The sequence below is a fragment of the Sphingorhabdus sp. Alg239-R122 genome, from assembly GCF_900537065.1.
GTDB lineage: Bacteria > Pseudomonadota > Alphaproteobacteria > Sphingomonadales > Sphingomonadaceae > Alg239-R122.
In genome coordinates this window covers 101,447-128,398 of the sequence record NZ_UNRC01000004.1, presented here as the reverse complement: position 1 = coordinate 128,398, position 26,952 = coordinate 101,447, and the positions used below count along the sequence as shown (strand labels likewise).

The following is a 26,952-nucleotide window of genomic DNA, read 5'->3' as shown; positions in this document are numbered from 1 at the left end:
TCCTCACGAAAAGGCAAAAATTTTCGTGGGGGTCAAAGCCGTGTGAAATAGGGGTCGCCTCACTGCTTCGCTTGGGCTAGGAAGCCGCATATGTCAATAAGAAGACTCCCGAATGCGTTGATAAACCGTATTGCTGCGGGCGAGGTGGTGGAAAGACCCGCCAGCGCGCTCAAGGAACTGGTCGAAAATGCGATAGATGCGGGTGCACAGCATATTTACGTAACTTTACAGTCTGGCGGCCTGGATGCGCTCGAAGTGGTCGACGACGGCTGCGGGATGAGCGCCGAAGATATGGCGCTGGCGCTTGAGCGTCACGCGACCTCCAAACTGCCCGACGAACATATCGAAAATGTCAGCACCATGGGCTTTCGCGGTGAGGCTTTGCCATCAATTGCCAGCGTGTCGCATTTCACCATTGAAAGCCGCACCGCAGACGGTGATGGATGGCGCCGGATCATTGACCATGGTGAGTTGATCGAGGAAGGTCCGGCGGCGATACCCAAAGGGACGAGAGTGCGGGTGCGTGACCTGTTTGCGAAAATACCCGCGCGGCGCAAATTCCTGCGCACGCCGCGCAGTGAATATGCCGCATGCAGTGATGTTATTCGCCGCCTTGCCATGGCCCGGCCCGATATTGCGTTTACGCTGGAGCACAAAGGGCGGCGATCCATTGCCGTACAGGGCGGTGACGATGTGCTGGCACGCGTTGCTGCGCTCACCAGCCGGGCACTGCAGGAAAACAGCGTGGCCGTAGATATGGAGCGTGAGGGCGTGCACCTGACCGGGATAGCCGGGCTTCCTACTTACAATCGCGGCGTGGCCGACCACCAGTTCCTGTTCGTCAATGGTCGTCCGGTGAAAGACAGGCTGCTTACCGGTGCAGTGCGCGGGGCTTATGCCGATATGCTGGCGCGTGACCGGCATCCTATCGTGGCGCTGTTTCTTGATGTGCCGAATGAGGCGGTGGATGTAAACGTACATCCAGCCAAGACTGAAGTGCGTTTCCGCGATGCGGCGATGATCCGCGGAATGATTGTCAGCGGCCTGCGCAAAGCATTGGATGAAGGCGGTTTTCGAAGCGTACAGCGTCCGGCGCAATCGGCTTTGTCCAATTGGCGGGCAGAGCCTGTGGAGCCAAAACACCCCGATATATTTACGCCGCAAGGCATAGTCCCGGCAATGGGACAAGCTGCCAACGCGGATCCCGTGCAGCCGCCAGTTGCTGTTGGTGAAGGCAGTGCTGGATATGCCCCGCCGCCAAATGCCGAAGATATTGCACCCATTATGGGCCGCGCGGCTGTCGCAGCAGAGCCTGTGCCATCAGGCAGTGAGCATCCTCTGGGCGTCGCGCGGGGGCAGGTGGCCAAAACCTATATTATTGCCGAAGCCGAAGATGGCCTGGTGATTGTTGACCAGCATGCCGCACATGAGCGGCTGGTGCTTGAACGCATGCGCCGCGCGGTGGAGGCCAGCGGTGGCGGCGTGGCGTCACAGGCACTGCTGATGCCTGAAGTTGTCGAACTGGATGAAACGGCCTGCGACCGGCTGGAGGAACGCGCAGGCGAACTTGCCGAGTTTGGGTTGGAACTTGAACGTTTTGGCCCTTCCGCCGTACTGGTGCGTGCAACGCCCGCCATGCTGGGCAGCGGTGACGTGACGGGGCTGGTCACGGATATCGCGGATGAGCTGGCCGCCTATGATGAAAGTCTGTCATTGAAAGAACGGATTGACCTGGTGGCCGCAACCATGGCCTGTCACGGGTCGGTCAGGGCAGGGCGCGTACTGAATGTGCCTGAAATGAACGCCCTGCTGCGTGAAATGGAAGTGACCCCGCATTCAGGACAGTGCAATCATGGCCGCCCTACATGGGTCAAGCTCGCACACGGCGATATCGAAAAACTGTTTGGGAGGAAATGATGCGCAAATGGGTGGCATTAGTGGCATGTCTGGCGCTTGCCGCGTGTAACAATGCCGGCAACGACGATGCTGGGGACAATAATCTGGCCAATCAGGGCAGCGATCCTGCGCCAGGCGAAAAAATGATTCCCGTCGAGCCAGATGGCGGTATTGGGGACGGCCCGGATGGTGGACCGCTGGCGGGAGACAATGGCTCCGGTGCTTCCGGTCCGCGGCCCATGCTGCAAAATATGGAGTATCAGGATTTTTCAACTGCCATTGAAGCAGGGCTGGGCTGCAGTTTTCAGTCCGAGCCTGATGGCGGGACTCTATTGGTGGCCACGGCTGATCCGATGACAGACAAAAAGGGTGAAGCTGTCGTTAAAATCAATGACACACCGGTCATTCTGCAATTTGAAGGCAGCGATTATGATACGCTTGCAAAAGGCGGTAATTTCACATCCGAAGCATTAAGCGTGACGGTCAAGCGTGCAGATGGTGATGGAAAACGCATTGGTGTCGAAACAATGGGCTGGCCTGCTACAATGCAGGTGGCACAGGATGAAGGCGGCTCTAACAGCTATGAAGGCACTTATGCCTGCGGCGCATGATTAAGCGCTAAACACATGGTATGTAATGCCTTAAGATATTGAAGAAATATTTACCTCTTTCTTTTAGAATCGTGCGTCAATGTGCATGACTCCGCGCGAAGAAAGAGAAAATATCATGAAGCATCTTTATGGCTTGTCCGCTGCGCTTATGGCGTCTGCCCTGCTTGCGGGTTGTGGTTCGAGCGAACCGATGACGGACAATGCGAGAGTATCCTGGTCCGATGATGGCCGTGCAGGCAAACTGGTCGGTGAAGATAATCGCATCATTCCGGTACGCAATATCCTGGCGAGTGAAGATAATATCAGGCTCACCCCAGTCATGCTGGAAGATTTCCAGGAACTGATCGGTCCACTCAAGGGCTGTAGCTTCAAGATGAAGGGTGAAAAGGATTCGCTGCTCGTCGCGAATGCGCCCTCAAGCTCCCGCGGCAGGCCCAAGGCGATTGTCCGTATGGGCGGAGATGCGATCGACCTCACTGCGTCAAAAGCGGGACGTATGGGCTATCTTGCCGCGGGCCCCGAATTCAGAGGCCCCGATTTTGCAATTGAAATCACGCCTGATCGCGGGAGCGGCTCCAAGCGAAATGTGAAATCGCTGGTCTGGGATGCTGCCATGGTGGTGCGCGGTGAAGGGGACCAGGTGCGTGTCTATCGCGGCGGGGAGTATAGCTGCAACCTGTAAAGCCTGGTGAGCCCGTATCTTCAGGCGGCATCTGCGCGTACGCGCATCAGTGCAATTGAAACCATGGTCATGACCGGTTCGTTATTCTGGTTATAGACAGTCATTTCGCTCTGAAAACTGCCCATTTGAGGCTTGCTTTCCGACTGCCGTTTCGAAAGCACCTCGCTTTCGACGCGCAATGTATCGCCAGGATAAACGGGCTGGAGCCAGCGCACTTTGTCGACGCCCGGCGAACCCAGGCTTGCGGCTTTCCTTTCCATCATGGAATCAACCAGCATACGCATTGTCATTGCGCATGTGTGCCAGCCGCTGGCGGACAAGCGCCCGAAATAGGTTTGTGCTGCTGCCTCGTCGTTGAGGTGGAAAGGCTGCGGGTCATATTTTGACGCAAAATCAATCACTTCTTCGCGAGTTACTTCATACGATCCGAATGATTGGGTGGTGCCTACCTCAATGTCTTCAAAATAGATCATGGCTGTTCCTGACTATTGTTCTGTCCGGGCTTTGACCGCATCGCCAAATGGCGCGAGACTGCCCTGGTTCGCTTTGGGGGTAATGCCCGCAAGGCGTGCTATCAGGGGATAAATGCTGACATTATCGAACGGGGCAATGCCGCCTTTTGCGGCGATGCCCGGTCCGCTGGCGATAAACAGTGCCGCCATGTCGGGGTCGGCATTGTCATAGCCGTGGTCGCCGCCAATGCCGGTCATCCATTCCGGTTTGTCCTGATAGATTTTCCAGCCGGTTTCCGGGAGGCAGATAATGGCTGGAACGCGCGGGTTCTCACCATATTCCAGGCGTGCCGGGATATTGCCTTTTTCCCAGCATTGCATGTGTGCATGCGTACGCACAAATGCGGCCCGGATGCTGCCTATATCGCCGTTCAGCGGGTCTATGCCTGCATAGGTACCATCGGTAACCAGCACGTATTTGTCACGCGCCAATATGCTGTCCATATATATCACCCGGTCAGGATGCGTTTCGGCCATACCGTGGTCCGAAGTAATGACGAAATTTGCGGGTTGTCCCATTTTGTCGAGCGCGGATTTGAGCGCGCCAATCTGTTTGTCCGCATCGGCAATCGCCGCGTTCAGTTTTTCCGAAAGCGCGGGTCCATAAAAATGTCCGGCGGTATCCACCGTGTCGAAATAGAGTGTCACCAGCTTTGGCCGTGTTTCTGCCGGACGTCGCATCCAATCCAACACGGCTTCCACACGGCGATCGTTGCTGAGATCCATCGAAAAAGGCCACCAGTTTGCAGGACGCGTGCCCGCAAAAGCGACTTCCGATCCCGGCCAGAACATTGTACCAGTGTGCACACCCTGTTCCTCCGCCGTGATCCAGATGGGTTCAGCCTGTTGCCACCAGAATATGTCTTTGTTGGCCATGGTGAACACTTCACCGGGCCGTGCTGCATCGCGCATTGTGTTGCCGACCACGCCGTGCCTGTCAGGGCGCAGGCCGGTGACCAGCGTGTAATGATTGGGGAATGTCTTGGTCGGGAAACTGGGCCGCATCGCTGCGCTGATGCCGCTTTCGGCCAGCGCATTGAGGTTAGGTGTAATTCCTCGTTGCAGATAATCTGGGCGGAAGCCGTCGATCGAAACCAATATTGTGACAGGCGCGTGCGCTTCAGGCGATGCTTGACCTGCTACGCCCGGCTGCACAGAAATGGGTTGGTTAACGGTACAGGCTGCCAGCGCCATACACATGGCGGGCAGAATCGTGCAGGATATTTTTTTCAGCATGGCGCTTTCTAACAGCGCATCTGCCAAGCTGCTAGCTGAAAATCAGACGTTGAATTTGAACAACATGACGTCGCCATCCTGCGTTACGTATTCCTTGCCTTCCTGACGCAATTTACCTGCGTCACGCGCGCCGCTTTCGCCGCCCAGTTCGATATAGTCGTCATAAGCGATGGTTTCTGCACGGATGAAACCGCGTTCGAAGTCACTGTGGATTGCACCTGCCGCCTGTGGGGCTTTTGAACCCTTTTCGACCGTCCAGGCACGCGCTTCCTTGGGCCCGCAGGTGAAAAAGGTAATCAGGTGAAGCAGCTCATATCCTGCGCGAATAATCCGCGCGAGGCCGGTTTCTTTCAGGCCAAGATCGGACAGGAATTCCATTTTTTCATCGAACGACATGCCGACAAGGTCTGCTTCAATCGCGGCGGAAACGATTACCGCTTCTGCGCCTTCTGCGGCGGCTTTTTCAAACACCTTGACGCTAAATTCATTACCTTCGGCGGCGCTGTCTTCATCGACATTGCAAACGTAAAGAACGGGTTTCGACGTAATAAGTTGCGCCTGTGCAAACAGCCGCTCTTCTTCCTCGCCATCAGGCTCGGTAAGGCGCGCAGGCTTACCATCACGCAGCAGGTCGAGCGCTTTGCCCAGAACGGATGCAGATGCTTTGGCTTCCTTGTCGCCCTGCTGCGCTTTCTTGATCAGGTTCGGGACGCGCTTTTCCAGGCTTTCCAGATCGGCGAGCAGCAATTCGGTTTCGACAATTTCGGCGTCTGAAATCGGATCAACCGTATTGCTGACATGCTGGATATCGTCATCCTCAAAACAGCGCAGAACATGCACAATCGCGTCAACTTCGCGGATATTGGCAAGAAACTGGTTGCCCAGGCCTTCGCCCTGTGACGCGCCTTTGACAAGGCCCGCGATATCGACAAAGCCAAGCTGTGTTTCGATGATTTTGGCACTGCCGCCAATTTCCGCAATCTTGTACAGACGTGGATCAGGTACAGCGACCTGACCAACATTGGGTTCGATCGTGCAGAACGGATAATTGGCCGCCTGCGCTGCCTGTGTCTCGGTTAGCGCGTTGAACAGTGTCGATTTACCTACATTGGGAAGCCCCACAATGCCGCATTTGAAACCCATGATATGTCCTTAATCTCGTCCGGCGGCCATATGCCGCGCCTCGCCAGCGTCCTTTAGCGCCAGTTTGCTCAAGATGCCAGTGCTGATGCGGTTCTTTTGCTTCTAGTCATGAACCGCATTGACAAGCGGACCATAAGGCGACCTGCCAAGCCAGTCCTGCTGCACCTTGGCGCAGACTTTATTGATAGGTAGCTGCGGCTTGCCGCCAGGATGTACTGCACGGCGCAGCGGGCGCTTGCCGACGGGCAAGGCGATGATATCGGTCATCGCGCGTGGCACGTCCATTGGGTCAGCGCTGCGCCCGCTGCCATCTTCCTTGCCCATACCAGCCGCCATCGCGCCATATCCTTCCAGCCTGTTCGTCGCAGTGCGCTCTTTAAGTGCAGCAGTATAGCGGTTGCGGTTAACCCAGACCTTGGTTGGGTAGCCACCGGGCTGGATGATGGTGACATCAATGCCAAACGGAACCAGCTCATAGGCCATCTGTTCGCTCAGTGCCTCTAGCGCGAATTTGGTGGCGCTATAGTGGCCAGCACCTGGCACGATCACGCGGCCAAGCTGCGATGAGATATTGAATATCTGCCCCGACTTTGCCTTGCGCATGGCGGGCAGAGCGGCGCGGAGGATGCGCTGTACGCCATAGACATTGGTATCGAAAATAAGCTGTGTGGCTTCCATGTCCTGAACCTCGACCGGGCCGGTAATGCCAATGCCTGCATTGTTAACCAGCACGTCGATTGCGCCGCCTGCGATGCGTTCGGCTTCGGCGACGCCTTCGCTGACGGATTCATCGGACAGCACGTCAATTTCCACGATATGCAGGTCCAGGCCGTCCGCTTCAGCGCGTAATTTATCCGCCTCACCGCGTGGCAGGTTGCGCATGGTGGCAATAACTTTCGCGCCTGCTCGCGCAAAATGCAGCGCGCTCAAATAGCCAAAACCGGACGAGCAGCCCGTGATAATTACAGATCTACCGGACATATCTGCTTTTTTTGCCGACTGGCTGGCAATGGCGGGAATAGCTGCAGCAGTTCCCACTGCGGCTGTGCCAGCAAGTATCTGGCGGCGAGAAAGTGGGGGTGATTTGGGCATGGGGTGGCTCCTTTACATCTAGTCAGGAGTATATACGCACCCGTTGGCGATGCAACTCAGCAGCTATTCTTGCATGCGAAGCGCCACGTCGCTCATAAAGCGTGGATCATTGTCTTCGGCCAGCCAATGCGCTTCAGCAGCAATTGCACCGAGCATATGTGCGAGATCGTCCATTTCGGTTTTGGCATAATTGCCCAGCACATGGCCGTGGACGCGATCTTTGTGGCCAGGGTGACCAATGCCGATACGTACACGGCGAAAGTCGGGCCCCAGATGTGCTGCGGTGGATTTAAGGCCATTATGCCCGGCTAAGCCGCCACCACACTTCACCTTGATCTTGAATGGTTCAAGGTCAAGTTCGTCGTGAAAAACGGTCACATCCTGCTCGGTGAGCTTGTAAAAGCGCATGGCCTCGCCAATTGCCTGTCCGCTTTTATTCATAAACGTGGCGGGTTTCAGGATAATGACCTTTTTGCTTCCAAACCGACCTTCCGTAGCCCAGCCGAGAAATTTCTTTTTATAATCAGGAAAATCATGCACTTCGCACAGCGCGTCCATTGCCATAAATCCGACGTTATGACGGTGCAGCGCATATTCAGCACCAGGATTACCAAGGCCTACCCATAATTGCATAGTGTCTGTTTCTCTCCTTGCGCTGCCCCCAATATGTACGCATCGCTACCAGAATACAAAAAAGGCGCGGATTGCAAGGTTGCAAGCCGCGCCTTTTTAATAGATTCCAAAGAAATTAATCTTCGCTGTTTTCACCTTCAGTTGCTTCACCTTCTGCGCCTTCAGCTGCTTCTGCACCTTCTTCGCCTTCGGTTTCTTCTTCATCTTCATCGGTTTCGCTGTCTGATTTCTTCAGAGCGGATGGAGCAACAACCGTTGCGATCGTATAGTCGCGGTCGGTAATCGCGCTCTCGCTGCCTTCCGGCAGGCTGACGGCGGAAATATGGATCGAGTCACCCACTTCAAGGCCGGTTACGTCCAGCTCGATTTCGTCGGGAATGCGTGCTGCATCACAGACGAGGTCAAGCTCGTGGCGGACCACGTTGAGAACGCCGCCACGTTTCAGGCCAGGCGATTCTTCCTGGTTAACAAAGACAACAGGTACGGCAACTTCAACCGTGGCACCTTTGGCCAGGCGCAGGAAGTCGGCGTGGAGCGGACGATCAGAAACGGGGTGCAAAGCGACGTCTTTTGGCAGGGTACGGATCTTGTCCTTGCCAAGGGTGATTTCCACCAGTGAATTCATCATATGGCCGGTGTGCAGGAGTTTGGTCAGTTCGCGCTCTTCCACATGGATGGGTTGTGCGTCCTGTTTGTCTCCGTAAATCACGGCGGGGATGCGGCCTTCACGACGTAGCGCACGAGAGGCTCCCTTGCCTGCTTTTTCGCGTGTCTCGGCCGACAGTGTAAGCTGATCGCTCATAGTCAGTCTCCAAATAAAAATAAGTGTTTCATGTGTTTCCCGCCACACCTCCAGGGATGAACATGGCCGGGAAGCGGGCGCTATAGGGGGGGAGAGGGGATAATGCAAGCAGAGTCTTGACCCATCTGCTGCTATTGCAGGCGTTTCACTGTATATCCTTTTTCAGTGAGCAGCTTCTGCAGGCTGTCAGGCCCGGTAAAATGACCTGCGCCCACAGCAATAAAATATATACTGCCGCCGCTTTCCAATTTACCCGCAATCTGCTCTGCCCAGTCCCGGTTGCGGGCCGTAACTACGGCTTTGCGAATGGATGGACGACTGTCAAAACCTTGTGCCAGAATAGTTTCCAGCATTTTCGTATCGCCTGTAAGCCAGCTTTCGAGCAGGCGTTTGTAATTGGCAGCAGACTCGTCTGCACCGTCAATCACGGCTTCCAGCATGGCGCGCTGATCGCTTTCAGAAAGTCCATCGAAATAGCCAAATTGCTGTGTGGCGCTTTCCAGGCCGGAAATATGCCTGCCATTTTTCCTGAAAGCGCTGGTCAATATTTCTTCCACGCCAAATTCGCCGCGCGCACCGGTTTTGCCTGAAAGGCTCGATGATATCATTAACGCTGCGCCCCAGCTTTCCACATTGGCAAAAAGGGATGCAGGCAGGCTGTATTCCTGCATGATGTCTGCGGCTTCATCATGCAAATCTGTATCAATGCGGTTTTTTAGCGGCGGTTGGCCTGGCGTGGTTGCCATAACGGTGAATATGTCACCAATCCTCTCCGGCGTTTCGGCAGGATCAAGCTCCAGGATCAGATGGTCTGCACGGGCAATTGCAGCATCCACAACATTGTCCTGCCACGCGATGTTTTCGGGCAAGATATGCACTGTGCCGAACAGATAAGAAGGTTGCCCCTTGCTGCTTATTTCCCAAAGCGCAGGGCTGGGGTCGTCGGGCTGCACGATATCCACCGGCGCTGTATTGGCACTCTGGCCGCATGCGGTAAGAAAGACAGCCGTAAAAATTGGTAGGATCAATCTATGTAGCATAGCCATGACCATAATGCGTTACGGCTTGAATGGAAACTGCCTTGAAAATAGAGTCTCTGAGCTGACAGGAGACACACTTAATAACAGCAAGGGCCGGAAGCAGCCTTGGCTACTCCCGGCCCCCTATTGAAACAGAATTGCTTGGGGAGCGTCTGCTTCAAATCTGTGTACTATGCATTTTAATAGTTGATACGGGCAGTATCGATACCGCGTAGTTTCAGCTGTTCCTGCACACTCCCATCACCGGCCAGGTGGCCCGCGCCGACAGCGATGAACACTGTGCCCGGCTGGTCAAGCCGTTCATCAATCCAGCGTGACCACGCGGCATTGCGGCGGGTCAGGAAAGTGTCATACATTCTACCATTCAATATGTTGGCATTCATTATCTCGGCAAGGTCATCAGGTTTACCTTCGCTCCATGCTGTCACCATACCATCGATCGTAGGGACGGCCTTGTCGACATTCTGCACGGTGTAGTTCAAGCCTTTGATCTGGTCCTCTATATTGCTGCCTGCCAGCATGTTCATCTGGAATGCAACAGTTTCCAGCTCGCTCAGCTTCTTACCTGATTCTTTGGCTTTGGTGATCAAGATTTTATCTGCACCACTGTTCGGATTATAGCCGCTTTTTAGCGCTGGCAGCAGGCCCAGATTAAGAGACGCGAACCACGGTTTGAACTGGTCAAATGCCTGTTCCGGTAACCCGAGTTTTTTCATCGCGGCTTCATATGCAGCCCGATCTTCGCTCTCCAGCTTGTCGCGTAGTGAAGTTCCGCTTGTGTCGGTCGCCAGTTGCATGACCATCTGCTGCGCATCAGGGCCGTCAGGAGATAAAATCTCAACAACAAGCTCGTCTGACTGGTCAAAAGAGGTTTTGACAGCTTCGTCAAACCAGCTGAGCCCCGGACGTAAGAAGTGCACCGTACCGAACATGTAAATGGTGGTGTCTTCGTCCTTGACGACCCACAATGCGGGATCAACGTCGACAGTTTTTGTATCTTCGGTGGCGGCCGGTGCGGCCGCTTCCTGGGCCAGCGCTGTATTCATCGTGGGCGATGCAACGCTGACGATGCCAAGAGTAAGTGCGCCAAGTGCGGTATTAAGCAGTAGTTTCTTCATGTATATTCTCCTTGTGTTTAGTATTTGAATTTAATTGATAACTTGGTTATGGGCGAAATTTAAGCCACAGATAGGATACGAAACCTGATGCCATGGCGATCAGAAACATTCCATAAGCAGTGGGGTGGGGAAGCAGTCCGCCAATGGCGAGCAGCAACCAAACTGGAAAAGCTCCGAGCACTGCCAGTCCTGAAATAGCGGTGGCGTTGATATTGATACGCCGCTCCAGTTCGTCGACATGACGCAGCGAATAAAGTGGGAAACCAATCAGGCCGATAAATATTGCTGCTGCAACGAGGATAGCGGTGAGTGGATTCAGTGAGATATTCTCGGTATTGCCTGTGAGCAAATTAACAGCACCGCCATCAATATTCCTAAGAAGCGTGCCGATAACGCCTCCGATAACGAGTGAAAAAGCTACCATCTTCAACATTTTGCGGTTTTGATTCTTAACTTTTTGCTCACCGTAATTTTTGTCAGTATCGTTCATTAAACCAATCCTTTAGATGCAGTTCAGGTGTTGTTTTTAGTGGAATTTTTTCCAGGAAAAGACGATGGCATTTACAATCATGCCTATTGCAAAAATACCCATGACATGTGCTTCTGGCCAGATGCCAGCCCAGGCGAGCACCCACCAAACCGGTGCAATGATCACCATGGCGTACCAGCCGATAAGTCCGGCCCACAGAAAAGCGTGCTCTTCCTGCTCATCAACATTCTTGTGATAAAGAATGCACAGCAGTGGCAGGGCTACGCCCCAGATAAGGGCAATGATAACTGCCGTGGTGGAATCGATCGGAGCCTCGAACCAGCTTCCGGCCGGCATTTCGCCTGAACCTGCAGCCCGGCCCAGCTCATACCCGATCGGGTAGATTAGAAAACCGCCAATCAGGCCAAGCGCACTAGCAGCGATAAGACTGAGCCAGTATTTTTTTGCGCGCGGTGACATGGGTGTTTTTGCAGGTGATTGTGTTTTTGATGTATCGGTCATGATAATTTCCTGATCCGGTTGACTATGTATCTATTGGTTAAAACTAATGGCGGTACTTGAGGAAAAGGTAAGAGAGAAAACCACCGCAAAAGATTATCAGGAACAATCCTACCGCTGTTGGAGCCGGCAGGAGGCCTCCGAGCGAGAGCAGATGCCATGCCGGGAAAGCCGTGATACCATAAAGGCCAGCCAGTGCACTTGCATTGACATTATGACCGCGTTCCAATTCGTCCATCCTGAATAGACCAAGCACTGGAAATACGATGAAGCCGGCTAGCACCAATATTGTGAGGCCGATAGCCAGGGCCGGGCTTATGGACATTGTATCCGGCGATGCAGTGAATATACTGCCACTGTCGCCCTGCGCATATTTCAGCGCGGCGGCTATAATGATGCCAATGATGGCCGATATAGCTAAAGCATTGTTAAACTGACGTTTACTTGCCTTTTCTTTCTCTTCGCCATACCCTGGTCTTTGATCTGTCATGTTATTCTCCATCAAATTCGTCATCGAAAATCTCTTCGATGGGTTGGCTGAACAGGCGGCCGATTTTAAAGGCGAGGGGAAGCGAGGGGTCGTATTTCCCGGTCTCGATGGCATTCACTGCCTGACGGGAAACATCCAGCCGTCCGGCGAGTTCCGCCTGTGACCAGTCGCGTTCCGCACGCAGGACTTTGAGGCGGTTCTTCATGATTTGATTCCGCGGATTCTGTAGATGGCATAGCCTGCGGCCCAGCTGAGCACGAGAACACCAATGATTTGGCCTGAAGATGGCTTGGGCAATCCCATGTCATTAAGAACGCTCATATCCCAGATAACATGGGTGAACATCGTTGTTATGACTGCGATAACCGCAGCGTTGGCAAGCATCTGAAAGGCATATTCTTCAGCGCACCTTCGGTCCAGGTCGGCAGCCTTCGTGGCAATTAAGCTGAACAGAAGGGTTGCACCTATACCTATCGCCGCCATAACATATTGGCCAAAAACAGGAGGGATTTCTGCATTTTTCGGCGGTCCATCAGCAAACAGGAAGATGCTTACCGGTGCAAGAAATGCGAATAGAATATCCAGTTTTGTAGTCGTGTATCGATAAGAACTTCTGGCCATTGAGACACCTCTTAAATCTGTAACCTGCTTTTCCGCTGTGCATGACTGCATTATACTCACTTTGCAATGCTAGTGGGGCGGACTATGCCGCCCCCTTACTCCAGCAAGCTTACCCATTGGCTGGACGCGTCGCATAACTGTTCAGTGCAACTCGTGTAGCAGCTTTGGAAACGGCCAATTCAACCGTGGGTTGGGCATTTGAAACAACCTGTGCAATGCATTCTTTATGGATTTTTGATGCAGCAATTGAACGACTTGCATTTTCTCCGCAAATCTTCCGGGCTGCCGATTTGATACGGAAATCCAGACGCGAACGGTCTTTGGCATTGGCGAGATCAAGGTCATTGGTCTGTACAGTTACGCTGACTGTGTCATTGGTTTGCGCAGCAACCATAGCTGGTGATACAGCCATGCATGCGGCGGCGATGGTAAAGGCGGTTTTCTTAAACATGATTTATTCCTTTCAAACGGTTCAAATTGTCCCTGTGGGGTGGGAGGTATGTAACTTGAAACTGACACAATGTCATGCTTCCCTTACTTTATGTCTTGATTCGCTGACTATGTCAACAACACCTGACTAAATGACATGGTTAAATGACTTAATGTCATGTTTAAATAGCGAAAAAATTTTCAAAAAGGTCTTTTTGCCCTTCATATGGACGCATTAAAAAGCATGCCGGCATGAAAGAATCGCAGATTTATCACCAAGCTTTCTTGACCCACGCGGTATCATCCGCCATTGCATTTTAAAATTGTTGCAAGTGCGAAGGCGGACTTAGATGGGCAATGCGCAGCCAGCGGGACAACCCGCGCAAAAGAGCGGAAAAATGAGCTTTCAGGACATGATCCTGACGCTCCATAATTACTGGAGCGATCATGGCTGCTTGATCCTGCAGTCTTATGACATGGAAATGGGTGCGGGCACGTTTCACACCGCGACAACTTTGCGCGCTCTTGGGCCGGAGCCTTGGAACGCCGCGTTTGTGCAGCCTTGCCGCCGTCCGACCGATGGCCGTTATGGCGACAATCCGATGCGGCTTCAGCATTATTACCAGTATCAGGTGATACTCAAACCTTCACCCGCCAACCTGCAACAGCTGTATTTGGGCAGCCTGGACGCAATCGGCATCGACCCGCTACTGCACGACATCCGTTTTGTGGAGGATGACTGGGAAAGTCCCACGCTGGGCGCTTGGGGCCTGGGCTGGGAAGTGTGGTGTGACGGGATGGAAGTCACGCAGTTTACCTATTTTCAGCAAATGGGCGGGTATGACTGCAAGCCTGTTGCGGGCGAGCTGACATACGGCTTGGAACGTCTGGCCATGTATATTCAGGGTGTCGACAGTGTTTATGACCTTGATTTCAACGGCAAGGGCGTCACGTATGGCGACGTGTTCCATGAAAATGAGGTACAGCAAAGCACCTGGAATTTTGAGGTGGCGAACACTGAAACGCTGTTCGACCTGTTTAAAAAAGCAACCGCGGAATGCGAGAATTGCCTGGAACATAAATTGCCACTGCCTGCGTATGAGCAGGCAGTGAAAGCCAGCCATATCTTCAACCTGCTACAGGCACGCGGCGTGATTTCGGTTGCCGAACGGCAAGCCTATATGGGCCGTGTCCGCGACTTGGCCAAAGGGTCATGCGAGGCGTGGATCGATAAAAATAAAGAACGCTGGGCCGCCGAGTATGAAGGATGGAGCGTATAATATGACCGACTTCCTCCTTGAAATCCTCAGCGAAGAAATTCCCGCACGTATGCAGGCAAAGGCGCGCACGGACCTTGAGAAGCTCTTTGCTGCGCAGCTTGGCGATGCCGGGCTGAAGTCCGAAGACATCACCGTTTATTCGACACCCCGCCGCTTGGCCTTAATTGCAAAGGGTCTACCCGTCGAAACCGAAGCGGTTAGCGAAGAAGCCAAAGGGCCGCCCGAGGGTGCGCCCGATCAGGCTGTTGACGGGTTTTGCCGCAAAAACGGTGTGACGCGTGACCAGCTTGAGGTGCGTCATGTCAAAGGGCGTCCGACATATTTTGCCGTGGTTGATACGCCGGGCCGCGCGACCAGGGATGTTCTGGCCGAAGCCATCCCCGCGATCATCAAAGCCTTCCCATGGCCCAAGTCACAGCGCTGGGGTGATGCGAGCGCCACCACCGAAAGCTTGCGCTGGGTGCGGCCGTTGCAAGGCATCGTCGCGATATTCGGCGATGATCTTGTCGAATGTGAGATTGGCGACGTGGCCTCCTGCTATGACACGGTGGGGCACAGGTTCCATCATGATGGGGCCATCACTATCGGCGGCGTTGATGACTATGTGGAGAAACTGCGGGCCTGTCATGTAATTGTCGATCATGCGGAGCGTGAAGCGATTATCCGTGAGGGCGCGGTCAAAGCCGCCGCTGATGCAGGACTGGCCCTAATCGAAGATGAAGGGCTAGTGATCGAGAACGCCGGCCTGACCGAATGGCCGGTGCCGCTGCTGGGCCGGTTTGACGAAGCGTTCCTGGATGTGCCCGAAGAGGTGATCCAGCTTACCACGCGCATCAACCAGAAATATTTCGTAGTGCGTGATGATGCGGGCAAGCTCACCAACGCGTTTGTCTGCACGGCCAATATAGCGGCGCATGACGGTGGCAAGGCGATTGTGGCAGGCAACGAAAAAGTGCTCGCGGCGCGGCTTGCCGATGCAAAATTCTTCTGGGAACTTGATCAAAAAACTATGCTGGAACAGCATGCCGAGAAGTTGAAAGATATCGTTTTCCACGAAAAGCTGGGCACGGTCGCAGACAAAGTCGAACGTGTGGCGAAGCTTGCACGGTGGTTGTGCGAGGAAGGCATTGTCAAAGGCGACGCCGACATGGCCGAGCAGGCCGCGTGTCTGTGCAAAGCCGATCTCGTCACCGAAATGGTCGGCGAGTTTCCCGAGCTACAGGGCCTGATGGGCGGCTATTATGCGGAAAAAGAAGGCCTGCCGACCGAAGTCAGCGATGCTATTCGCGATCATTACAAACCAGTTGGGCAGGGTGATAATGTGCCGTCTGCGCCGGTAACGGTAGCGGTGAGTTTGGCGGATAAGCTGGATACTTTGGTCGGTTTTTTTCAGATTGATGAAAAGCCGACAGGCTCGAAAGATCCGTTTGCGCTTCGGCGTGCTGCAATAGGAATATTAAGCCTTATCCTGAATAACGATATCCGGGTTTCAATACGCGACCTCATCACCGCTGCTGCGCATGAAGGTGGCTTGGATGCAGGTCGTGATATCGCAACTTTCTTTATCGACCGGCTTAAAGTTCAGCAGAAAGATGCTGGAATCAAGCATGACATGATTGATGCGGTCGTCGTTGTTGAAACCGATGGTGACAACGTGCGTATGGTCAATCGTGTGAAGGCACTTCAATCGTTCGTTGAAACCGAGGACGGCACCAATTTACTGGCGGGATATAAGCGGGCTTCGAATATTTTGAAGAAGGAAGCGCCAGAGGATGTTGTTGCGGATGCGGATGCACAAAAAGCACTGTCTTACACGCCTGAAAAGGCTGAGGCGGGCCTCATTGCGGCACTTGATAGTGCCGAACCCAAAGCGGCCGCTGCTATTACAGCGGAGGATTTCGAAGGCGCGATGGCAGCATTAGCCAGCCTGCGTGGGCCGATTGACAGTTTCTTTGAAGATGTAACAGTGAACGATGCCGACCCCGTAAAACGCGAAGCGCGGCTAGGCCTGTTAATGCGGGTACGAAATGCCGTGCATACAGTTGCAGATTTTTCCAAGATCGAAGGATAAGCCAATAGCATGACCCAATATGTATTTCGTTTCGGCGGCGGTGTTTCGGATGCGCAGGAAGACGATAAGCTGGCGCGTACCAACCTGCTCGGCGGTAAGGGCGCGAACCTTGCGGAAATGGCGTCGATTGGCCTGCCGGTTCCTCCGGGATTCACCATTTCGACCGAGCTGTGCACACGCTATTATGCCGATGGCGAAACATATCCCGATAGCCTGATCGGTGAAGTGGCGCAGGCCATCGCGCATATTGAAAGCGTGACGGGTAAGACATTTGGGGATGCGGCCAATCCGCTGCTCGTTTCAGTGCGCTCCGGTGCGCGGGTGTCGATGCCGGGCATGATGGACACGGTGCTCAACCTGGGCCTTAACGATGCGACGGTCGAAGGCCTTGCCAAAGTCAGCGGTGACGAACGTTTCGCATGGGACAGCTATCGCCGTTTTATTCAGATGTACAGTGATGTCGTGCTGGGTCTTGACCATGATGCATTTGAAGAGGCGCTCGAAATCGTCAAGGAAGACAATGGTTTTTATAACGATACCGAGATGGAAGCTGAACATTGGAAGGCGTTGGTCGCCGAATATAAAACGCTGGTTGAGGAGCAGTGGGCCAAGCCGTTCCCGCAGGATGTGAATGACCAGCTATGGGGCGCGATCACCGCTGTCTTTGGAAGCTGGCAGGCGGAACGTGCCAAGGTTTATCGCCGATTGAATGACATTCCGGGCGACTGGGGTACGGCGGTCAATGTGCAGGCGATGGTGTTTGGTAATATGGGCGAAACCAGCGCGACGGGCGTTGCGTTTACGCGCAATCCGTCCGATGGCAGCAACGCCTATTACGGCGAATATCTTATCAACGCACAGGGCGAGGATGTGGTTGCGGGCATCCGCACGCCGCAATATCTCACCAAGGCTGCGCGCGAGGAAGCGGGTGCCAAGCCGCTGAGCATGGAAGAGGCGATGGGGGAGACCTATGCCGAGCTGGCGGGTGTGTTCGACCTGCTTGAGAAACACTACCGCGACATGCAGGACATTGAGTTCACCGTTGAACGCGGCAAACTTTGGATGCTGCAGACACGCAGCGGCAAGCGCACGGCAAAGGCAGCGCTGAAGATCGCGGTGGATATGGCGAATGAAGACCTGATTACTCAGGAAGAAGCAGTACAGCGGGTCGATCCGATGGCGCTGGATCAGCTGCTCCACCCCACACTGGACCCGGACGCTGTACGTGACGTGCTGACACGCGGCCTTCCGGCATCCCCGGGCGCTGCGGCGGGCGTGATCGTATTTGACGCCGATACTGCTGAACGGCGCAAAGGTATGGGTGAGCATGTCATCCTCGTGCGCATGGAAACTTCGCCCGAGGATATTCACGGCATGCATGCCGCAGAAGGCATATTGACCGCCCGAGGTGGTATGACCAGTCACGCCGCCGTGGTAGCGCGCGGTATGGGGCGGCCATGTGTATCGGGCGCGGGTGAACTGGTGATCGATAATGAAACACGCAGCATGACAGTCGCGGGCCGTACTTTGAAAGAGGGTAACATGCTGACGCTCGATGGTTCCACTGGTGAAGTGATGGCGGGTGAGGTTGCCACCATTCAGCCTGAACTGGTCGGAGATTTCGGCACGCTGATGGAATGGGCGGACCGTTCACGCAAGCTGAATGTACGCACCAATGCCGAAACGCCTGCCGATTGCCGCGTCGCGCGCGATTTCGGCGCGGAGGGCATTGGCCTGTGCCGCACCGAACATATGTTTTTTGACGCCGCACGTATCACCGCGGTGCGGCAGATGATTCTGGCGGAAAACGAAGCAGGCCGCCGTGTGGCGCTCGACAAGCTACTCCCTGAACAGCGACAGGATTTTACCGAGATTTTCGAAGTGATGGTGGGGCTTCCCGTCACCATCCGACTGCTTGATCCACCGCTGCATGAATTCCTGCCACACAGTGAAAACGAGTTCAAGGATGTGGCCGAAGCGACGGGTATAGGTATTGAGGCGCTGAAACGCCGGGCAAATGAGCTGCACGAATTTAACCCGATGCTTGGTCATCGTGGTTGCCGTCTTGGTGTCACCTATCCTGAAATATATGAAATTCAGGCAAAGGCGATATTTGAAGCGGCCTGTGACGTGCTCGAAAAATCGGGTAAGGCACCAATCCCTGAAGTGATGATTCCGCTAGTGGGCACGAAACGTGAGCTGGATTTGATGAAAGAGGTGGTCGATGGCGCGGCAAAGGCGGTATTTGCCGAGCGCGGACAAAGCGTTGACTATCTTGTCGGCACCATGATTGAGCTGCCGCGTGCGGCGCTGATGGCCGGTGAAATCGCGGCAAGCGGTGAGTTTTTCAGCTTTGGCACCAACGATCTGACGCAGACCACGTTGGGTGTGTCACGTGATGATGCGGCACGGTTCCTGGGCCAATATGTCGACAAGGGCATTTATGCGCGCGATCCGTTCGTTTCGCTTGATATCGATGGTGTCGGACAGTTGATCGAGATTGCGGCTGAAAAGGGCAGGGTCACCCGGCCTGACATCAAACTTGGCATTTGCGGAGAGCATGGCGGCGACCCGGCGTCGATCGCGTTTTGCGCCAAAACAGGCCTCGATTATGTCAGCGCCTCGCCTTACCGTGTACCGATAGCCAGATTGGCAGCGGCGCAGGCTGCTCTCGCCAATCAGTAATGCAGAGCTTGATTTATATATCAAAATATTGATTTATATTAAAAATATTTAATCTTCAGGCTGTTTTATTGTGACGGCTTGAGTAATTGTGCATGGTTTTGCCTCATCTGAAGGAGAAGAAGCATGAAACGTTTAACAATCGCGGCTTTAAGTTCGATTTTCCTACTGTCAACTGCCAATACAGGGCCGGGATCCTCGCCGAATATTAGATATGAGACGCTGTATTTCTCGCAACCTGGTGGCAATATGGCTTATCACACAGGCCACTTCATCCAGTATTGCGATGATACAGTGGATTTTGTGGGCACATTTGACATTCATAGCGAGAATTACTCATACGCCTGCTAGTCGGCCCTGAAAGGTGGGGCTTCGCCGCCCAATTACACGGCTATTGACGACCAGTCGGCTTTAGTGTCGATGCTAGGGAAACCTTCCCGCTCCCGCGCCTTGCGGGTTTGGGCTGGCTGGCATCGGGTGCCCAGCCGCTCAGATATATGAGTTCGAATATCTCGCTGGTCTTGCCGTCATTGTCAGCAGATTCTGCAAAATGATTGGCAGCGGCCAGCAGGCCCTGCTTGCCGATATAGGGCGGCTTGGATGCGAGTACATTATGTGCCCCCATGCCGCGCAGGTCGCGCACCAGCGAAGGCAGGTCGGAATAGCGCACTGTTAGCCGCTCGCCATCGGCCACGGGCATTGTAAAGCCCGCACGTGTGAGGAGATCGCCCGCAGCACGCACGTCGATTTGCGGATGGATATGCGCGGCCATCGTTTCACTGTTCTTGGCGCTATCGGCAGCCATCATCGCGGCTTTCAGCTGTGGTAGCGAGCCTGCGCCCACAAAAGCGGCGAGAAAAAGCCCGTCTGGCCGCAATATGTGCTGCATCTGGATCAGTGCACCTGGCAGGTCGTTCACGCTGTCCAGAACGCCATTGGAGATTATCAGGTCAAAACTGTGCGCTTCAAATGGTAATCTGTCTTCTTCGCAATGCACACCTTCGTGGCGCGCGCAACATGCCGCACTGCTATCTGCGTATGTTAGCGCCATTCCCTGCGCCTTAAGCCCGGAAATAAGCTGCCCCGGTGCACTGCCGATGACAAGTACATCATTGAAATCCCGTTTCACCCATTGCAGCCGCTCGAGCATTTCTTCGGCCATATGCGCATGCAGGAACTCATGGGAAGCATCGCTGCGCGTGGCGCGGTCACGCGCAAGCTGCCGCCGCTTGCGATCAAAAATATCCGCGGGCCGTGCGGATGAATCGGATACGGTCTGGACCATTGGAGCCTTGTGCCTTGGACCGCATCCTGCGACAAGCTTAAAAAATGGGGGCGTTTAAAAGCTTTTATGACCAGGTGGTAAGGCCGGTGCTGGACATCATCATCCCGCCGCGTTGTCCGTCCTGCGGCGATATGGTGGAGAATGACCTGCAGTTTTGCGGTACATGCTGGCCACAGCTTAAATTCATTACCGATCCATGCTGCAGCGCCTGTGGCCGCCCTTTCGATGTGGCGCGCGATGATGAACTGCTATGCGCCCCGTGTCTTGCCAGGCCGCCAAAGCATGACGGGGTAAGGGCAGCGGTCGTTTATGATGAGCTGTCACGGCAGATACCGCTCAAGCTCAAATATGCGGGCCGGATTGGCCTTGCAAAACTGATCGCGCGGTTTCTGGGGCGTCATATGCCAGATGATTGCGATAATCTGCTGTTGGTGCCTGTGCCGCTGCACCGCGGCCGCATATGGCGGCGCGGGTTTAACCAGGCGGCACTGATTGCACAGGCACTGCACGACAGCCATGAAATTGATATTCTCCTTGATAGCCTACTTCGTACGAGGGCGACACCGCCGCTCAAAGGCATGACCGCGCAGCAGCGCCGTAAAATCCTGCAGGGAGCGATAAAAGTGAATCCCAAATATCTGGATGACATAAGGGGACGTGACATCATGCTGATCGATGATGTCTATACCAGCGGTGCAACAACCAATGCCTGTGTGATACAGCTCAAAAAAGCAGGTGCACAGACAGTGACCATATATTGCTGGGCACGGGTATTGCGCGATGGAGAAGAGGGCGGCGGTGGGCATTGATGCCACACTTGTTTTCTGCCGAACAGTACCCCATTTCTACGATGAACAGGATGTAATCCATCAAAGGAAGAAGCATTGGCGAAGGTTGAAATATATACGAAATTCTATTGCCCCTATTGCGTAAGGGCGAAAAGCCTTTTGAAAGGCAAGGGTGCGGAATTCGAAGAGTTTGAGATCAGCATGGGCGGGCCGAAGCGTACCGAGATGCTGGAACGTTCAAATGGCAGCACGACTGTGCCGCAGATATTCATTAACGGTCAGCATATTGGCGGCTGTGATGACCTGTATGCGCTGGATGCCAAAGGCGGGCTTGATCCGTTGTTGAGCACATAGGCGCAAAAGACAGGTATGAAAATCGCGCTTTTGCAGATGAATGGGGGGATCGATCCCGCGGTTAATGCGGCTGTGGTGGTGTCTGCTGTTGCAGATGCGGTTGGGCAGGGTGCCGAGGTACTTTTTACGCCTGAAATGTCGAATATGCTCGACCGTGACAGAAAGCGCGCGGCAGAGAAGATTGCGTGTGAGGAAGATGATGTTTTTCTGGCGGAGGTCCGTAAGGCTGCACGCCAACATGGAATCAGCGTCCATATTGGTTCGCTTGCGGTGGACCATGGAGATGGAAAATGGCGCAACCGCTCCATCCTGATTGACAACACCGGTAAGGTCCGTGCTCATTATGACAAGATACACCTGTTCGATGTCGAACTGGGCGGCGGCGACAATTGGCGTGAATCCAGTGTTTATAAAGCGGGAGCGCATGTTGTGCTGTCCGATATTGCGGGACAAAGACTGGGTTTCAGCATCTGCTATGATATCCGTTTCCCGGCACTTTATCGCAAGTTAGCCGAAGCAAAGGCTGATATTATCGCCATACCAGCGGCATTTACCGTACCAACAGGTGAGGCACACTGGCATGTGTTGCTTCGTGCCCGTGCCATCGAAACAAGCAGCTTTGTCATTGCCGCGGCCCAGTGCGGAATGCACGAGGATGGGCGCAAAACCTATGGTCATAGTCTGGTGGTCGACCCATGGGGCAGGGTGCTGCATGACGGGGGGCAGGAACCAGGGCTTGCTGTTGTGGAACTTGATATGGAACAGATTGAAAAAGTGCGGCAAAGGTTGCCATCTCTTGCCAATGCAAGGGAAATAGAGGATTATACCGTCTCATGATTGTATTTGATCTTGTCTGTCGCTCTGGCGGCCATGTTTTTGAAGGGTGGTTTGCGTCCAGTGAGGCTTTTGCCGAGCAGAAGCGGACCGGTCTGCTATGCTGTCCCACATGCGGCGATCATGACATCCAGAAAGCTGTGATGGCTCCTAATGTCGGTGCCAAGGGTAATCAGGTGCAGGAAGTGGTCGCTACGGCCTCTGCTGCGGGAAGTCAGGTTGAAGCGCCTGCAACTGAAGATGCTGTGGCCATGCAAAATGTGCCAGAAATCAACCAAAAGATGCAAGATATGATTGGTGCACTTGCCAAGGCGCAGTCACAGATGCTTGAAAAATCGACCTGGGTCGGCAGTGATTTCGCGCGGCGCGCACGTGATATCCATTATGGCGAAGTTGAGCAGGAGTTGATCCATGGTGAAACCAGTGAGGAAGAAGCACAGGATTTGATCGACGAAGGCATATCAGTGGCGCCGCTGCCGCTCCCCGTCGTCCCGCCAGAGGCGAAAAATTAGAGTTAACCAAGCTTGCGTCAGATAAGGTTTGAAAACCACTGATATCCACATTAGAGCATGGCTGCGATATGTGCGCACCCGTAGCTCAGTCGGATAGAGCACCAGATTCCTAATCTGGGGGCCACAGGTTCGAATCCTGTCGGGTGCACCATTTTGATCTGACTTTCACGAACGCCGCCAAGGCCTCTGATGGGCATGAACGAAGAATATGAAGGTGCGCGCCTGAACCATTTCTCTATTGTCTCCGGCCGAACGAAAAAGTCTCTGAGCCTTGTTCTGAAAGTCTTTTCTCGTATCACTTGGTTACTATTTACCACTCATAAATATTTACTATTCAATGTCTTGCAAAATTTTCATTGCCCAAATCGATTTTTGAATTGGCGATGTGTTGTGAATATCTGCCATTAATACTTATGCCAAAAAAACAGGGAGATGAAATTGCTGCGCCAACAGTCATCGAAGCGGTCTAGGTTTTTTGCCGGATTAGCGGTTGTAGTCTTCCAGTTCACTAATTTGGCGCAAACTGTCAGCGCGACAGGACAAGAAGAAGAGGAACAGGCTGCAGCCACTGGCTTCGATCCTGTTGCATTCGTCGAAATTCCACGACTGAGCGATCCGGTTTTATCTCCAGACGGCAAGAAACTCCTGTTCAAACGGACAGCAGTCGATTGGTCGATCAATAAAAAGGTTGATCATTATCAGATTATTGACGTTGAAAGTGGTGCTATCGAAAACCTCAAACAATGGGAGGAAAAGGGTCAGAGATTGTCTGAAAGCGTCTGGTCACCGGATAGTACAGGGTTTTTGACTATACTTGAGCTGAAAAAAGACAAAAAGGACGCTGCCTATTTCTATAATATAGAGTCATCAGAACTCCAGAAAATTACAGATCATCCCGAGGACATTAATGACGTAACCTGGGGACTGAAGGGCGATATACTTTTCTTTCGTGCCCGCCGTCACGACCCACGTTCAAAGCGAGAAAAGGCTCTGGAGATTAAGGAATATGATGTCTCTGCGCCTTACGAGCTTTGGAAATATGATCTTGAGAAAGCGCGAAGTGAAAAGGTTCTGTCAGGCCGTTTTTCTGTAAGGGGTTATGACCTTTCAAAAAATGGTGCGCAGATACTGTACAGCCGGCAGCCTGAGGGCGCGCAATATGACAGCCATCATCGCGAACTATGGCTGCATGACCTAAACAATGGAACGGATCAACGACTGACCGTTAATGGATACCGGGAAGCCCAAGCTAGGCTTTCTCCTGACGGATCACGATTTGCATATATCGCAACCGTGAATGAACGCGGTGAAGGCTATTATGAGGACAATTTGTTCATTCAGGATGTCGATTCATCCAAGCCGCGCCTTCTAATGCCTGACGAAGCGATGGAAGTGGTTGACTTTGCATGGGGTAAAACCGGTAAAAATTTGTTTATTCTAGGCAATATTGGAATTCGGACGGAACTGTTTCGGTTGGACCTTGATACCGATCAACTTGAACGACTGACCGAAGGTGATCATGCGATCACAGGTTGGAAATATTTCCCGGAAACAGGTCGGCATGTCGCCCGCATAACCGATGCCCGGTCACCAGGGGAAGTTTACCTTGCAAAAGGCTCCGATGTCTCTTTCCGTAAGCTTACGTCAGAATATGGTGAATGGCCGGCTATGTACCGGCTACCCAGGCAAAGCCGGTTCCAGTGGCGAGGCCGCGATGGAACAGCGCTGGACGGAATTCTTGTGTATCCGGTCGATTATAAACCGGGTCAGGCTTATCCAATGGTCACGATTACTCATGGAGGGCCGCGGTCTTCCTCACAATTTGGAAGCTGGAATTCTTCCCGTCATGTGCCAGTGCTGGCGGCGCAGGGATATGCTATTTTCCTGCCCAACCATCGGGGAGGGACCGGATATGGGGATGCCTTTATGCGTGATATGGTTGGAAGCTATTTCAACAATGCACACCTTGATGTACTTGACGGTATCGATGCGCTGGTGACCAAAGGAATAGCCGATCCGGACCGGCTTATCAAAATGGGCTGGAGCGCTGGCGGCCATATGACCAACAAGCTTATCACTGTCACGGACCGATTCAAGGCAGCTTCTTCGGGCGCGGGGGCATCAGACTGGATTTCCATGTATGGTGAAAGCGATGTCCGGCACAACCGCACACCGTGGTTCGGTGGCTCACCCTGGCAGGAAAATGCTCCAATCGGAAGTTTCACGGCACAATCGATGCTGAAAGATGCCTGGCGGGTAAAAACCCCAACGCTTTTCTTCAATGGTGAACGGGACGTCCGGGTTCCGCCGACGCAGGGGATCATGATGTATCGGGGTGTGAGGGCAACCGGCACACCGACGAAACTGTATCTGGCTCCTGGTGAACCACATGGTTTCCGCAAACCGCTGCACCAGCTTTTCAAGATAAATACCGATCTGGGATGGTTTGCCAGATATGCCTTGAACAAAGAGTATCAACCCGTTCTACCGTCGGTAAAGATGAGGAAAAACATCGAGGATCAGGATTGTGACTGTGAGAAGCAATCCGATCCAGATAAAAAGCCGAATGGCGGAGGGAATTCTGAATGACTGCAGCAATATTTCCACTGGATAACGTAGGCAGCTTTGGCGTACTTTGCGCAGTTTTGGGGTTGCTTTTTTACCTGAAGAATCGTGGTGGTTTCTGGGATCGCTTCTTTACTTTCATTCCCATTATTCTGCTTTGCTATCTTATCCCGTCCCTGTTGGCGAGTTTTGGGTTCGTTGCGCAGGCAGGCGACGGTTTGTGGCAGGCGGCCAAAGATTATTTCCTTCCAGCTGCGCTGATCCTGATGACACTCAGCATCGACCTCAAGGCCATTATGGGGCTGGGTTCCAAGGCGCTGATAATGTTTTTCACAGCCACTATCGGTATTGTCATTGGCGGTCCGATTGCTGTTCTTATCGTCGGTTCATTCAGCCCCGAAACTGTTGGTGGTGAAGGGGCTGATGCGGTTTGGAAAGGGCTAGCGACACTGGCGGGAAGCTGGATTGGGGGCGGCGCGAACCAAACGGCAATGCTGGAGGTCTACGGGTTCAACAAAGAGCGCTACGGCGCGATGGTTGCAATTGATATCGTGGTTGCGAATATCTGGATGGCATTTCTCCTGTACGGTGCCGGGAATGTGGAAAAAGTCGACCGCTGGCTGAAAGCCGATTCCAGTGCCATTGAGCGGTTGCGCGAAAAAATGGAAAACTTCACGCTCTCCGTTGAGAGGAAGTCAACTATACCGGAATTGATGCTTTTGCTTGCAATTGCGTTTGGCGGAGTATCACTGTCCAACATTTTCGGCGGCATATTCTCTGATTTTTTCACACAGCTGCTGACCGCACCAGATGGTTCGGTATCTGAGCAGTTCGGTTTCATGACCGGCAAGTTTTTCTGGATTGTAGTGATCGCGACCACAATTGGGGTTGGGTTGAGTTTTACCAAGGTCAGGGATCTGGAAGGGGCGGGTGCGTCGAAATTTGGTACGGTCCTGATCTTCCTGCTTGTTGCGATAATCGGGACAAAGATGGATGTTTTCAAGATGGCGGAAGCGCCGATGCTCTTTCTGGTAGGGTTCATCTGGATGCTGGTGCACAGCATATTACTGATCGCGGTTGCCAAGATCATTAGAGCGCCATTTTTCTTTGTCGCCGTAGGCAGCAAAGCAAATGTCGGAGGCGCAGCGTCGGCTCCAGTGGTTGCGGCCGCATTCCATCCTGCGTTGGCACCTGTTGGCGTCTTGCTTGCGGTTCTGGGATATGCACTGGGTACATATGGCGCCATATTATGTGCGCAACTGATGCAAGCTGTAGCACCATGACGTGT

Annotated in this window: 27 protein-coding genes and 1 tRNA gene; 13 read left to right on the top strand and 15 right to left on the bottom strand. The window is 53.5% G+C overall.

Annotated elements, in window-relative coordinates; translation table 11 throughout:
- Positions 1 to 90 precede the first annotated feature (90 nt).
- The 3 genes from mutL to G6Q15_RS06115 all read left to right on the top strand — a co-directional run bounded on the left by mutL (position 91) and on the right by G6Q15_RS06115 (position 3,189).
- Entirely contained in the window at positions 91 to 1,917 is a 1,827-nt protein-coding gene (gene mutL, locus G6Q15_RS06125) for a DNA mismatch repair endonuclease MutL (protein WP_164116758.1), read from the top strand.
- Positions 1,914 to 2,507: a hypothetical protein gene (locus G6Q15_RS06120; RefSeq protein ID WP_164116756.1), complete on the top strand. Its 594-nt coding sequence runs from the start codon at positions 1,914 to 1,916 to the stop codon at positions 2,505 to 2,507. Before mutL ends, G6Q15_RS06120 begins: the two co-directional genes overlap by 4 nt.
- Before the next feature lie 115 nt (positions 2,508 to 2,622).
- Positions 2,623 to 3,189, top strand: coding sequence for a hypothetical protein (locus G6Q15_RS06115; protein ID WP_164116754.1), 567 nt, complete (start codon positions 2,623 to 2,625; stop codon positions 3,187 to 3,189).
- 20 nt (positions 3,190 to 3,209) lie between these two features.
- Here G6Q15_RS06115 and G6Q15_RS06110 read toward each other — a convergent pair whose 3' ends face one another.
- From G6Q15_RS06110 to G6Q15_RS06045, 14 genes are all read right to left on the bottom strand, one after another.
- Positions 3,210 to 3,662 (bottom strand): MaoC family dehydratase, encoded by a 453-nt coding sequence (locus tag G6Q15_RS06110; protein ID WP_164116752.1) that lies wholly within the window; start codon positions 3,660 to 3,662, stop codon positions 3,210 to 3,212.
- Between the two features lie 12 nt (positions 3,663 to 3,674).
- Positions 3,675 to 4,937 carry an ectonucleotide pyrophosphatase/phosphodiesterase gene (locus tag G6Q15_RS06105; protein ID WP_240330782.1) on the bottom strand — a complete coding sequence of 421 codons (1,263 nt, stop codon included), beginning with the start codon at positions 4,935 to 4,937 and terminating at the stop codon, positions 3,675 to 3,677.
- 42 nt (positions 4,938 to 4,979) lie between these two features.
- Positions 4,980 to 6,080: a redox-regulated ATPase YchF gene (gene ychF, locus G6Q15_RS06100; RefSeq protein WP_164116750.1), complete on the bottom strand. Its 1,101-nt coding sequence runs from the start codon at positions 6,078 to 6,080 to the stop codon at positions 4,980 to 4,982.
- A 102-nt stretch (positions 6,081 to 6,182) separates the two neighbouring features.
- The gene (locus tag G6Q15_RS06095; protein WP_164116748.1) at positions 6,183 to 7,172 is read right to left on the bottom strand and encodes an SDR family oxidoreductase; all 990 of its coding nucleotides are present in this window, start codon (positions 7,170 to 7,172) and stop codon (positions 6,183 to 6,185) included.
- A 63-nt stretch (positions 7,173 to 7,235) separates the two neighbouring features.
- Entirely contained in the window at positions 7,236 to 7,805 is a 570-nt protein-coding gene (pth, locus tag G6Q15_RS06090; protein ID WP_164116746.1) for an aminoacyl-tRNA hydrolase, read from the bottom strand.
- Between the two features lie 115 nt (positions 7,806 to 7,920).
- Positions 7,921 to 8,607, bottom strand: coding sequence for a 50S ribosomal protein L25/general stress protein Ctc (locus tag G6Q15_RS06085; protein ID WP_164116744.1), 687 nt, complete (start codon positions 8,605 to 8,607; stop codon positions 7,921 to 7,923).
- A gap of 131 nt (positions 8,608 to 8,738) precedes the next feature.
- Entirely contained in the window at positions 8,739 to 9,653 is a 915-nt protein-coding gene (locus G6Q15_RS06080; RefSeq protein ID WP_205518105.1) for a TraB/GumN family protein, read from the bottom strand.
- 173 nt (positions 9,654 to 9,826) lie between these two features.
- Complete coding sequence (locus tag G6Q15_RS06075; RefSeq protein ID WP_164116740.1) at positions 9,827 to 10,765, bottom strand: TraB/GumN family protein; 939 nt, start codon at positions 10,763 to 10,765, stop codon at positions 9,827 to 9,829.
- A gap of 46 nt (positions 10,766 to 10,811) precedes the next feature.
- Positions 10,812 to 11,255: a hypothetical protein gene (locus G6Q15_RS06070; protein WP_164116738.1), complete on the bottom strand. Its 444-nt coding sequence runs from the start codon at positions 11,253 to 11,255 to the stop codon at positions 10,812 to 10,814.
- Between the two features lie 36 nt (positions 11,256 to 11,291).
- Positions 11,292 to 11,756: a hypothetical protein gene (locus G6Q15_RS06065; RefSeq protein WP_164116736.1), complete on the bottom strand. Its 465-nt coding sequence runs from the start codon at positions 11,754 to 11,756 to the stop codon at positions 11,292 to 11,294.
- A gap of 43 nt (positions 11,757 to 11,799) precedes the next feature.
- Positions 11,800 to 12,267 carry a hypothetical protein gene (locus tag G6Q15_RS06060; protein ID WP_164116734.1) on the bottom strand — a complete coding sequence of 156 codons (468 nt, stop codon included), beginning with the start codon at positions 12,265 to 12,267 and terminating at the stop codon, positions 11,800 to 11,802.
- Positions 12,245 to 12,448, bottom strand: coding sequence for a helix-turn-helix transcriptional regulator (locus tag G6Q15_RS06055; RefSeq protein WP_164116732.1), 204 nt, complete (start codon positions 12,446 to 12,448; stop codon positions 12,245 to 12,247). Before G6Q15_RS06055 ends, G6Q15_RS06060 begins: the two co-directional genes overlap by 23 nt.
- On the bottom strand, positions 12,445 to 12,864 hold the full coding sequence (locus tag G6Q15_RS06050) for a hypothetical protein (RefSeq protein WP_164116730.1): 420 nt from the start codon (positions 12,862 to 12,864) through the stop codon (positions 12,445 to 12,447). Before G6Q15_RS06050 ends, G6Q15_RS06055 begins: the two co-directional genes overlap by 4 nt.
- A 109-nt stretch (positions 12,865 to 12,973) precedes the next feature.
- Positions 12,974 to 13,315 (bottom strand): UrcA family protein, encoded by a 342-nt coding sequence (locus G6Q15_RS06045; RefSeq protein WP_164116728.1) that lies wholly within the window; start codon positions 13,313 to 13,315, stop codon positions 12,974 to 12,976.
- Between the two features lie 328 nt (positions 13,316 to 13,643).
- On the opposite strand from G6Q15_RS06045, the gene G6Q15_RS06040 reads away from it, so the two are divergent.
- From G6Q15_RS06040 to ppdK, 3 genes are read left to right on the top strand one after another with little or no spacing between them, the layout of a single operon-like run.
- The gene (locus tag G6Q15_RS06040) at positions 13,644 to 14,573 is read left to right on the top strand and encodes a glycine--tRNA ligase subunit alpha (protein WP_164116726.1); all 930 of its coding nucleotides are present in this window, start codon (positions 13,644 to 13,646) and stop codon (positions 14,571 to 14,573) included.
- Position 14,574: 1 nt separating this feature from the next.
- Positions 14,575 to 16,644: a glycine--tRNA ligase subunit beta gene (gene glyS, locus G6Q15_RS06035; protein WP_164116724.1), complete on the top strand. Its 2,070-nt coding sequence runs from the start codon at positions 14,575 to 14,577 to the stop codon at positions 16,642 to 16,644.
- Positions 16,645 to 16,653: 9 nt separating this feature from the next.
- Positions 16,654 to 19,329: a pyruvate, phosphate dikinase gene (gene ppdK, locus G6Q15_RS06030; protein ID WP_164116722.1), complete on the top strand. Its 2,676-nt coding sequence runs from the start codon at positions 16,654 to 16,656 to the stop codon at positions 19,327 to 19,329.
- Positions 19,330 to 19,717: 388 nt separating this feature from the next.
- Here the strand turns inward: ppdK and G6Q15_RS06025 are convergent, their stop codons facing one another.
- Positions 19,718 to 20,611 (bottom strand): methyltransferase domain-containing protein, encoded by an 894-nt coding sequence (locus G6Q15_RS06025; RefSeq protein ID WP_164116720.1) that lies wholly within the window; start codon positions 20,609 to 20,611, stop codon positions 19,718 to 19,720.
- 44 nt (positions 20,612 to 20,655) lie between these two features.
- On the opposite strand from G6Q15_RS06025, the gene G6Q15_RS06020 reads away from it, so the two are divergent.
- The 7 genes from G6Q15_RS06020 to G6Q15_RS05990 all read left to right on the top strand — a co-directional run bounded on the left by G6Q15_RS06020 (position 20,656) and on the right by G6Q15_RS05990 (position 26,947).
- The gene (locus tag G6Q15_RS06020; RefSeq protein ID WP_164116717.1) at positions 20,656 to 21,420 is read left to right on the top strand and encodes a ComF family protein; all 765 of its coding nucleotides are present in this window, start codon (positions 20,656 to 20,658) and stop codon (positions 21,418 to 21,420) included.
- Between the two features lie 75 nt (positions 21,421 to 21,495).
- Positions 21,496 to 21,753, top strand: a complete 258-nt coding sequence (grxC, locus tag G6Q15_RS06015) for a glutaredoxin 3 (protein WP_164116714.1) — start codon at positions 21,496 to 21,498, stop codon at positions 21,751 to 21,753.
- Positions 21,754 to 21,768: 15 nt separating this feature from the next.
- Positions 21,769 to 22,590 carry a carbon-nitrogen hydrolase family protein gene (locus G6Q15_RS06010; RefSeq protein ID WP_164116712.1) on the top strand — a complete coding sequence of 274 codons (822 nt, stop codon included), beginning with the start codon at positions 21,769 to 21,771 and terminating at the stop codon, positions 22,588 to 22,590.
- On the top strand, positions 22,587 to 23,099 hold the full coding sequence (locus G6Q15_RS06005) for a DUF1178 family protein (RefSeq protein ID WP_164116710.1): 513 nt from the start codon (positions 22,587 to 22,589) through the stop codon (positions 23,097 to 23,099). Before G6Q15_RS06010 ends, G6Q15_RS06005 begins: the two co-directional genes overlap by 4 nt.
- A 74-nt stretch (positions 23,100 to 23,173) precedes the next feature.
- Positions 23,174 to 23,250: transfer RNA gene (locus tag G6Q15_RS06000), tRNA-Arg, on the top strand.
- A gap of 362 nt (positions 23,251 to 23,612) precedes the next feature.
- Positions 23,613 to 25,688 carry a S9 family peptidase gene (locus G6Q15_RS05995; RefSeq protein ID WP_164116708.1) on the top strand — a complete coding sequence of 692 codons (2,076 nt, stop codon included), beginning with the start codon at positions 23,613 to 23,615 and terminating at the stop codon, positions 25,686 to 25,688.
- Positions 25,685 to 26,947, top strand: a complete 1,263-nt coding sequence (locus G6Q15_RS05990) for a DUF819 family protein (protein ID WP_164116706.1) — start codon at positions 25,685 to 25,687, stop codon at positions 26,945 to 26,947. Before G6Q15_RS05995 ends, G6Q15_RS05990 begins: the two co-directional genes overlap by 4 nt.
- Positions 26,948 to 26,952: the final 5 nt, after the last annotated feature.

Excerpts from the sequence above, each read along its gene's own strand:
- mutL (WP_164116758.1), top strand. The coding sequence starts at position 91 with ATGTCAATAAGAAGACTCCCGAATGCGTTGATAAACCGTATTGCTGCG.
- G6Q15_RS06120 (WP_164116756.1), top strand. The coding sequence starts at position 1,914 with ATGATGCGCAAATGGGTGGCATTAGTGGCATGTCTGGCGCTTGCCGCG.
- G6Q15_RS06115 (WP_164116754.1), top strand. The coding sequence starts at position 2,623 with ATGAAGCATCTTTATGGCTTGTCCGCTGCGCTTATGGCGTCTGCCCTG.
- G6Q15_RS06110 (WP_164116752.1), bottom strand. The coding sequence starts at position 3,662 with ATGATCTATTTTGAAGACATTGAGGTAGGCACCACCCAATCATTCGGA.
- G6Q15_RS06105 (WP_240330782.1), bottom strand. The coding sequence starts at position 4,937 with ATGCTGAAAAAAATATCCTGCACGATTCTGCCCGCCATGTGTATGGCG.
- ychF (WP_164116750.1), bottom strand. The coding sequence starts at position 6,080 with ATGGGTTTCAAATGCGGCATTGTGGGGCTTCCCAATGTAGGTAAATCG.
- G6Q15_RS06095 (WP_164116748.1), bottom strand. The coding sequence starts at position 7,172 with ATGCCCAAATCACCCCCACTTTCTCGCCGCCAGATACTTGCTGGCACA.
- pth (WP_164116746.1), bottom strand. The coding sequence starts at position 7,805 with ATGCAATTATGGGTAGGCCTTGGTAATCCTGGTGCTGAATATGCGCTG.
- G6Q15_RS06085 (WP_164116744.1), bottom strand. The coding sequence starts at position 8,607 with ATGAGCGATCAGCTTACACTGTCGGCCGAGACACGCGAAAAAGCAGGC.
- G6Q15_RS06080 (WP_205518105.1), bottom strand. The coding sequence starts at position 9,653 with ATGGCTATGCTACATAGATTGATCCTACCAATTTTTACGGCTGTCTTT.
- G6Q15_RS06075 (WP_164116740.1), bottom strand. The coding sequence starts at position 10,765 with ATGAAGAAACTACTGCTTAATACCGCACTTGGCGCACTTACTCTTGGC.
- G6Q15_RS06070 (WP_164116738.1), bottom strand. The coding sequence starts at position 11,255 with ATGAACGATACTGACAAAAATTACGGTGAGCAAAAAGTTAAGAATCAA.
- G6Q15_RS06065 (WP_164116736.1), bottom strand. The coding sequence starts at position 11,756 with ATGACCGATACATCAAAAACACAATCACCTGCAAAAACACCCATGTCA.
- G6Q15_RS06060 (WP_164116734.1), bottom strand. The coding sequence starts at position 12,267 with ATGACGAATTTGATGGAGAATAACATGACAGATCAAAGACCAGGGTAT.
- G6Q15_RS06055 (WP_164116732.1), bottom strand. The coding sequence starts at position 12,448 with ATGAAGAACCGCCTCAAAGTCCTGCGTGCGGAACGCGACTGGTCACAG.
- G6Q15_RS06050 (WP_164116730.1), bottom strand. The coding sequence starts at position 12,864 with ATGGCCAGAAGTTCTTATCGATACACGACTACAAAACTGGATATTCTA.
- G6Q15_RS06045 (WP_164116728.1), bottom strand. The coding sequence starts at position 13,315 with ATGTTTAAGAAAACCGCCTTTACCATCGCCGCCGCATGCATGGCTGTA.
- G6Q15_RS06040 (WP_164116726.1), top strand. The coding sequence starts at position 13,644 with ATGGGCAATGCGCAGCCAGCGGGACAACCCGCGCAAAAGAGCGGAAAA.
- glyS (WP_164116724.1), top strand. The coding sequence starts at position 14,575 with ATGACCGACTTCCTCCTTGAAATCCTCAGCGAAGAAATTCCCGCACGT.
- ppdK (WP_164116722.1), top strand. The coding sequence starts at position 16,654 with ATGACCCAATATGTATTTCGTTTCGGCGGCGGTGTTTCGGATGCGCAG.
- G6Q15_RS06025 (WP_164116720.1), bottom strand. The coding sequence starts at position 20,611 with ATGGTCCAGACCGTATCCGATTCATCCGCACGGCCCGCGGATATTTTT.
- G6Q15_RS06020 (WP_164116717.1), top strand. The coding sequence starts at position 20,656 with ATGGGGGCGTTTAAAAGCTTTTATGACCAGGTGGTAAGGCCGGTGCTG.
- G6Q15_RS06010 (WP_164116712.1), top strand. The coding sequence starts at position 21,769 with ATGAAAATCGCGCTTTTGCAGATGAATGGGGGGATCGATCCCGCGGTT.
- G6Q15_RS06005 (WP_164116710.1), top strand. The coding sequence starts at position 22,587 with ATGATTGTATTTGATCTTGTCTGTCGCTCTGGCGGCCATGTTTTTGAA.
- G6Q15_RS05990 (WP_164116706.1), top strand. The coding sequence starts at position 25,685 with ATGACTGCAGCAATATTTCCACTGGATAACGTAGGCAGCTTTGGCGTA.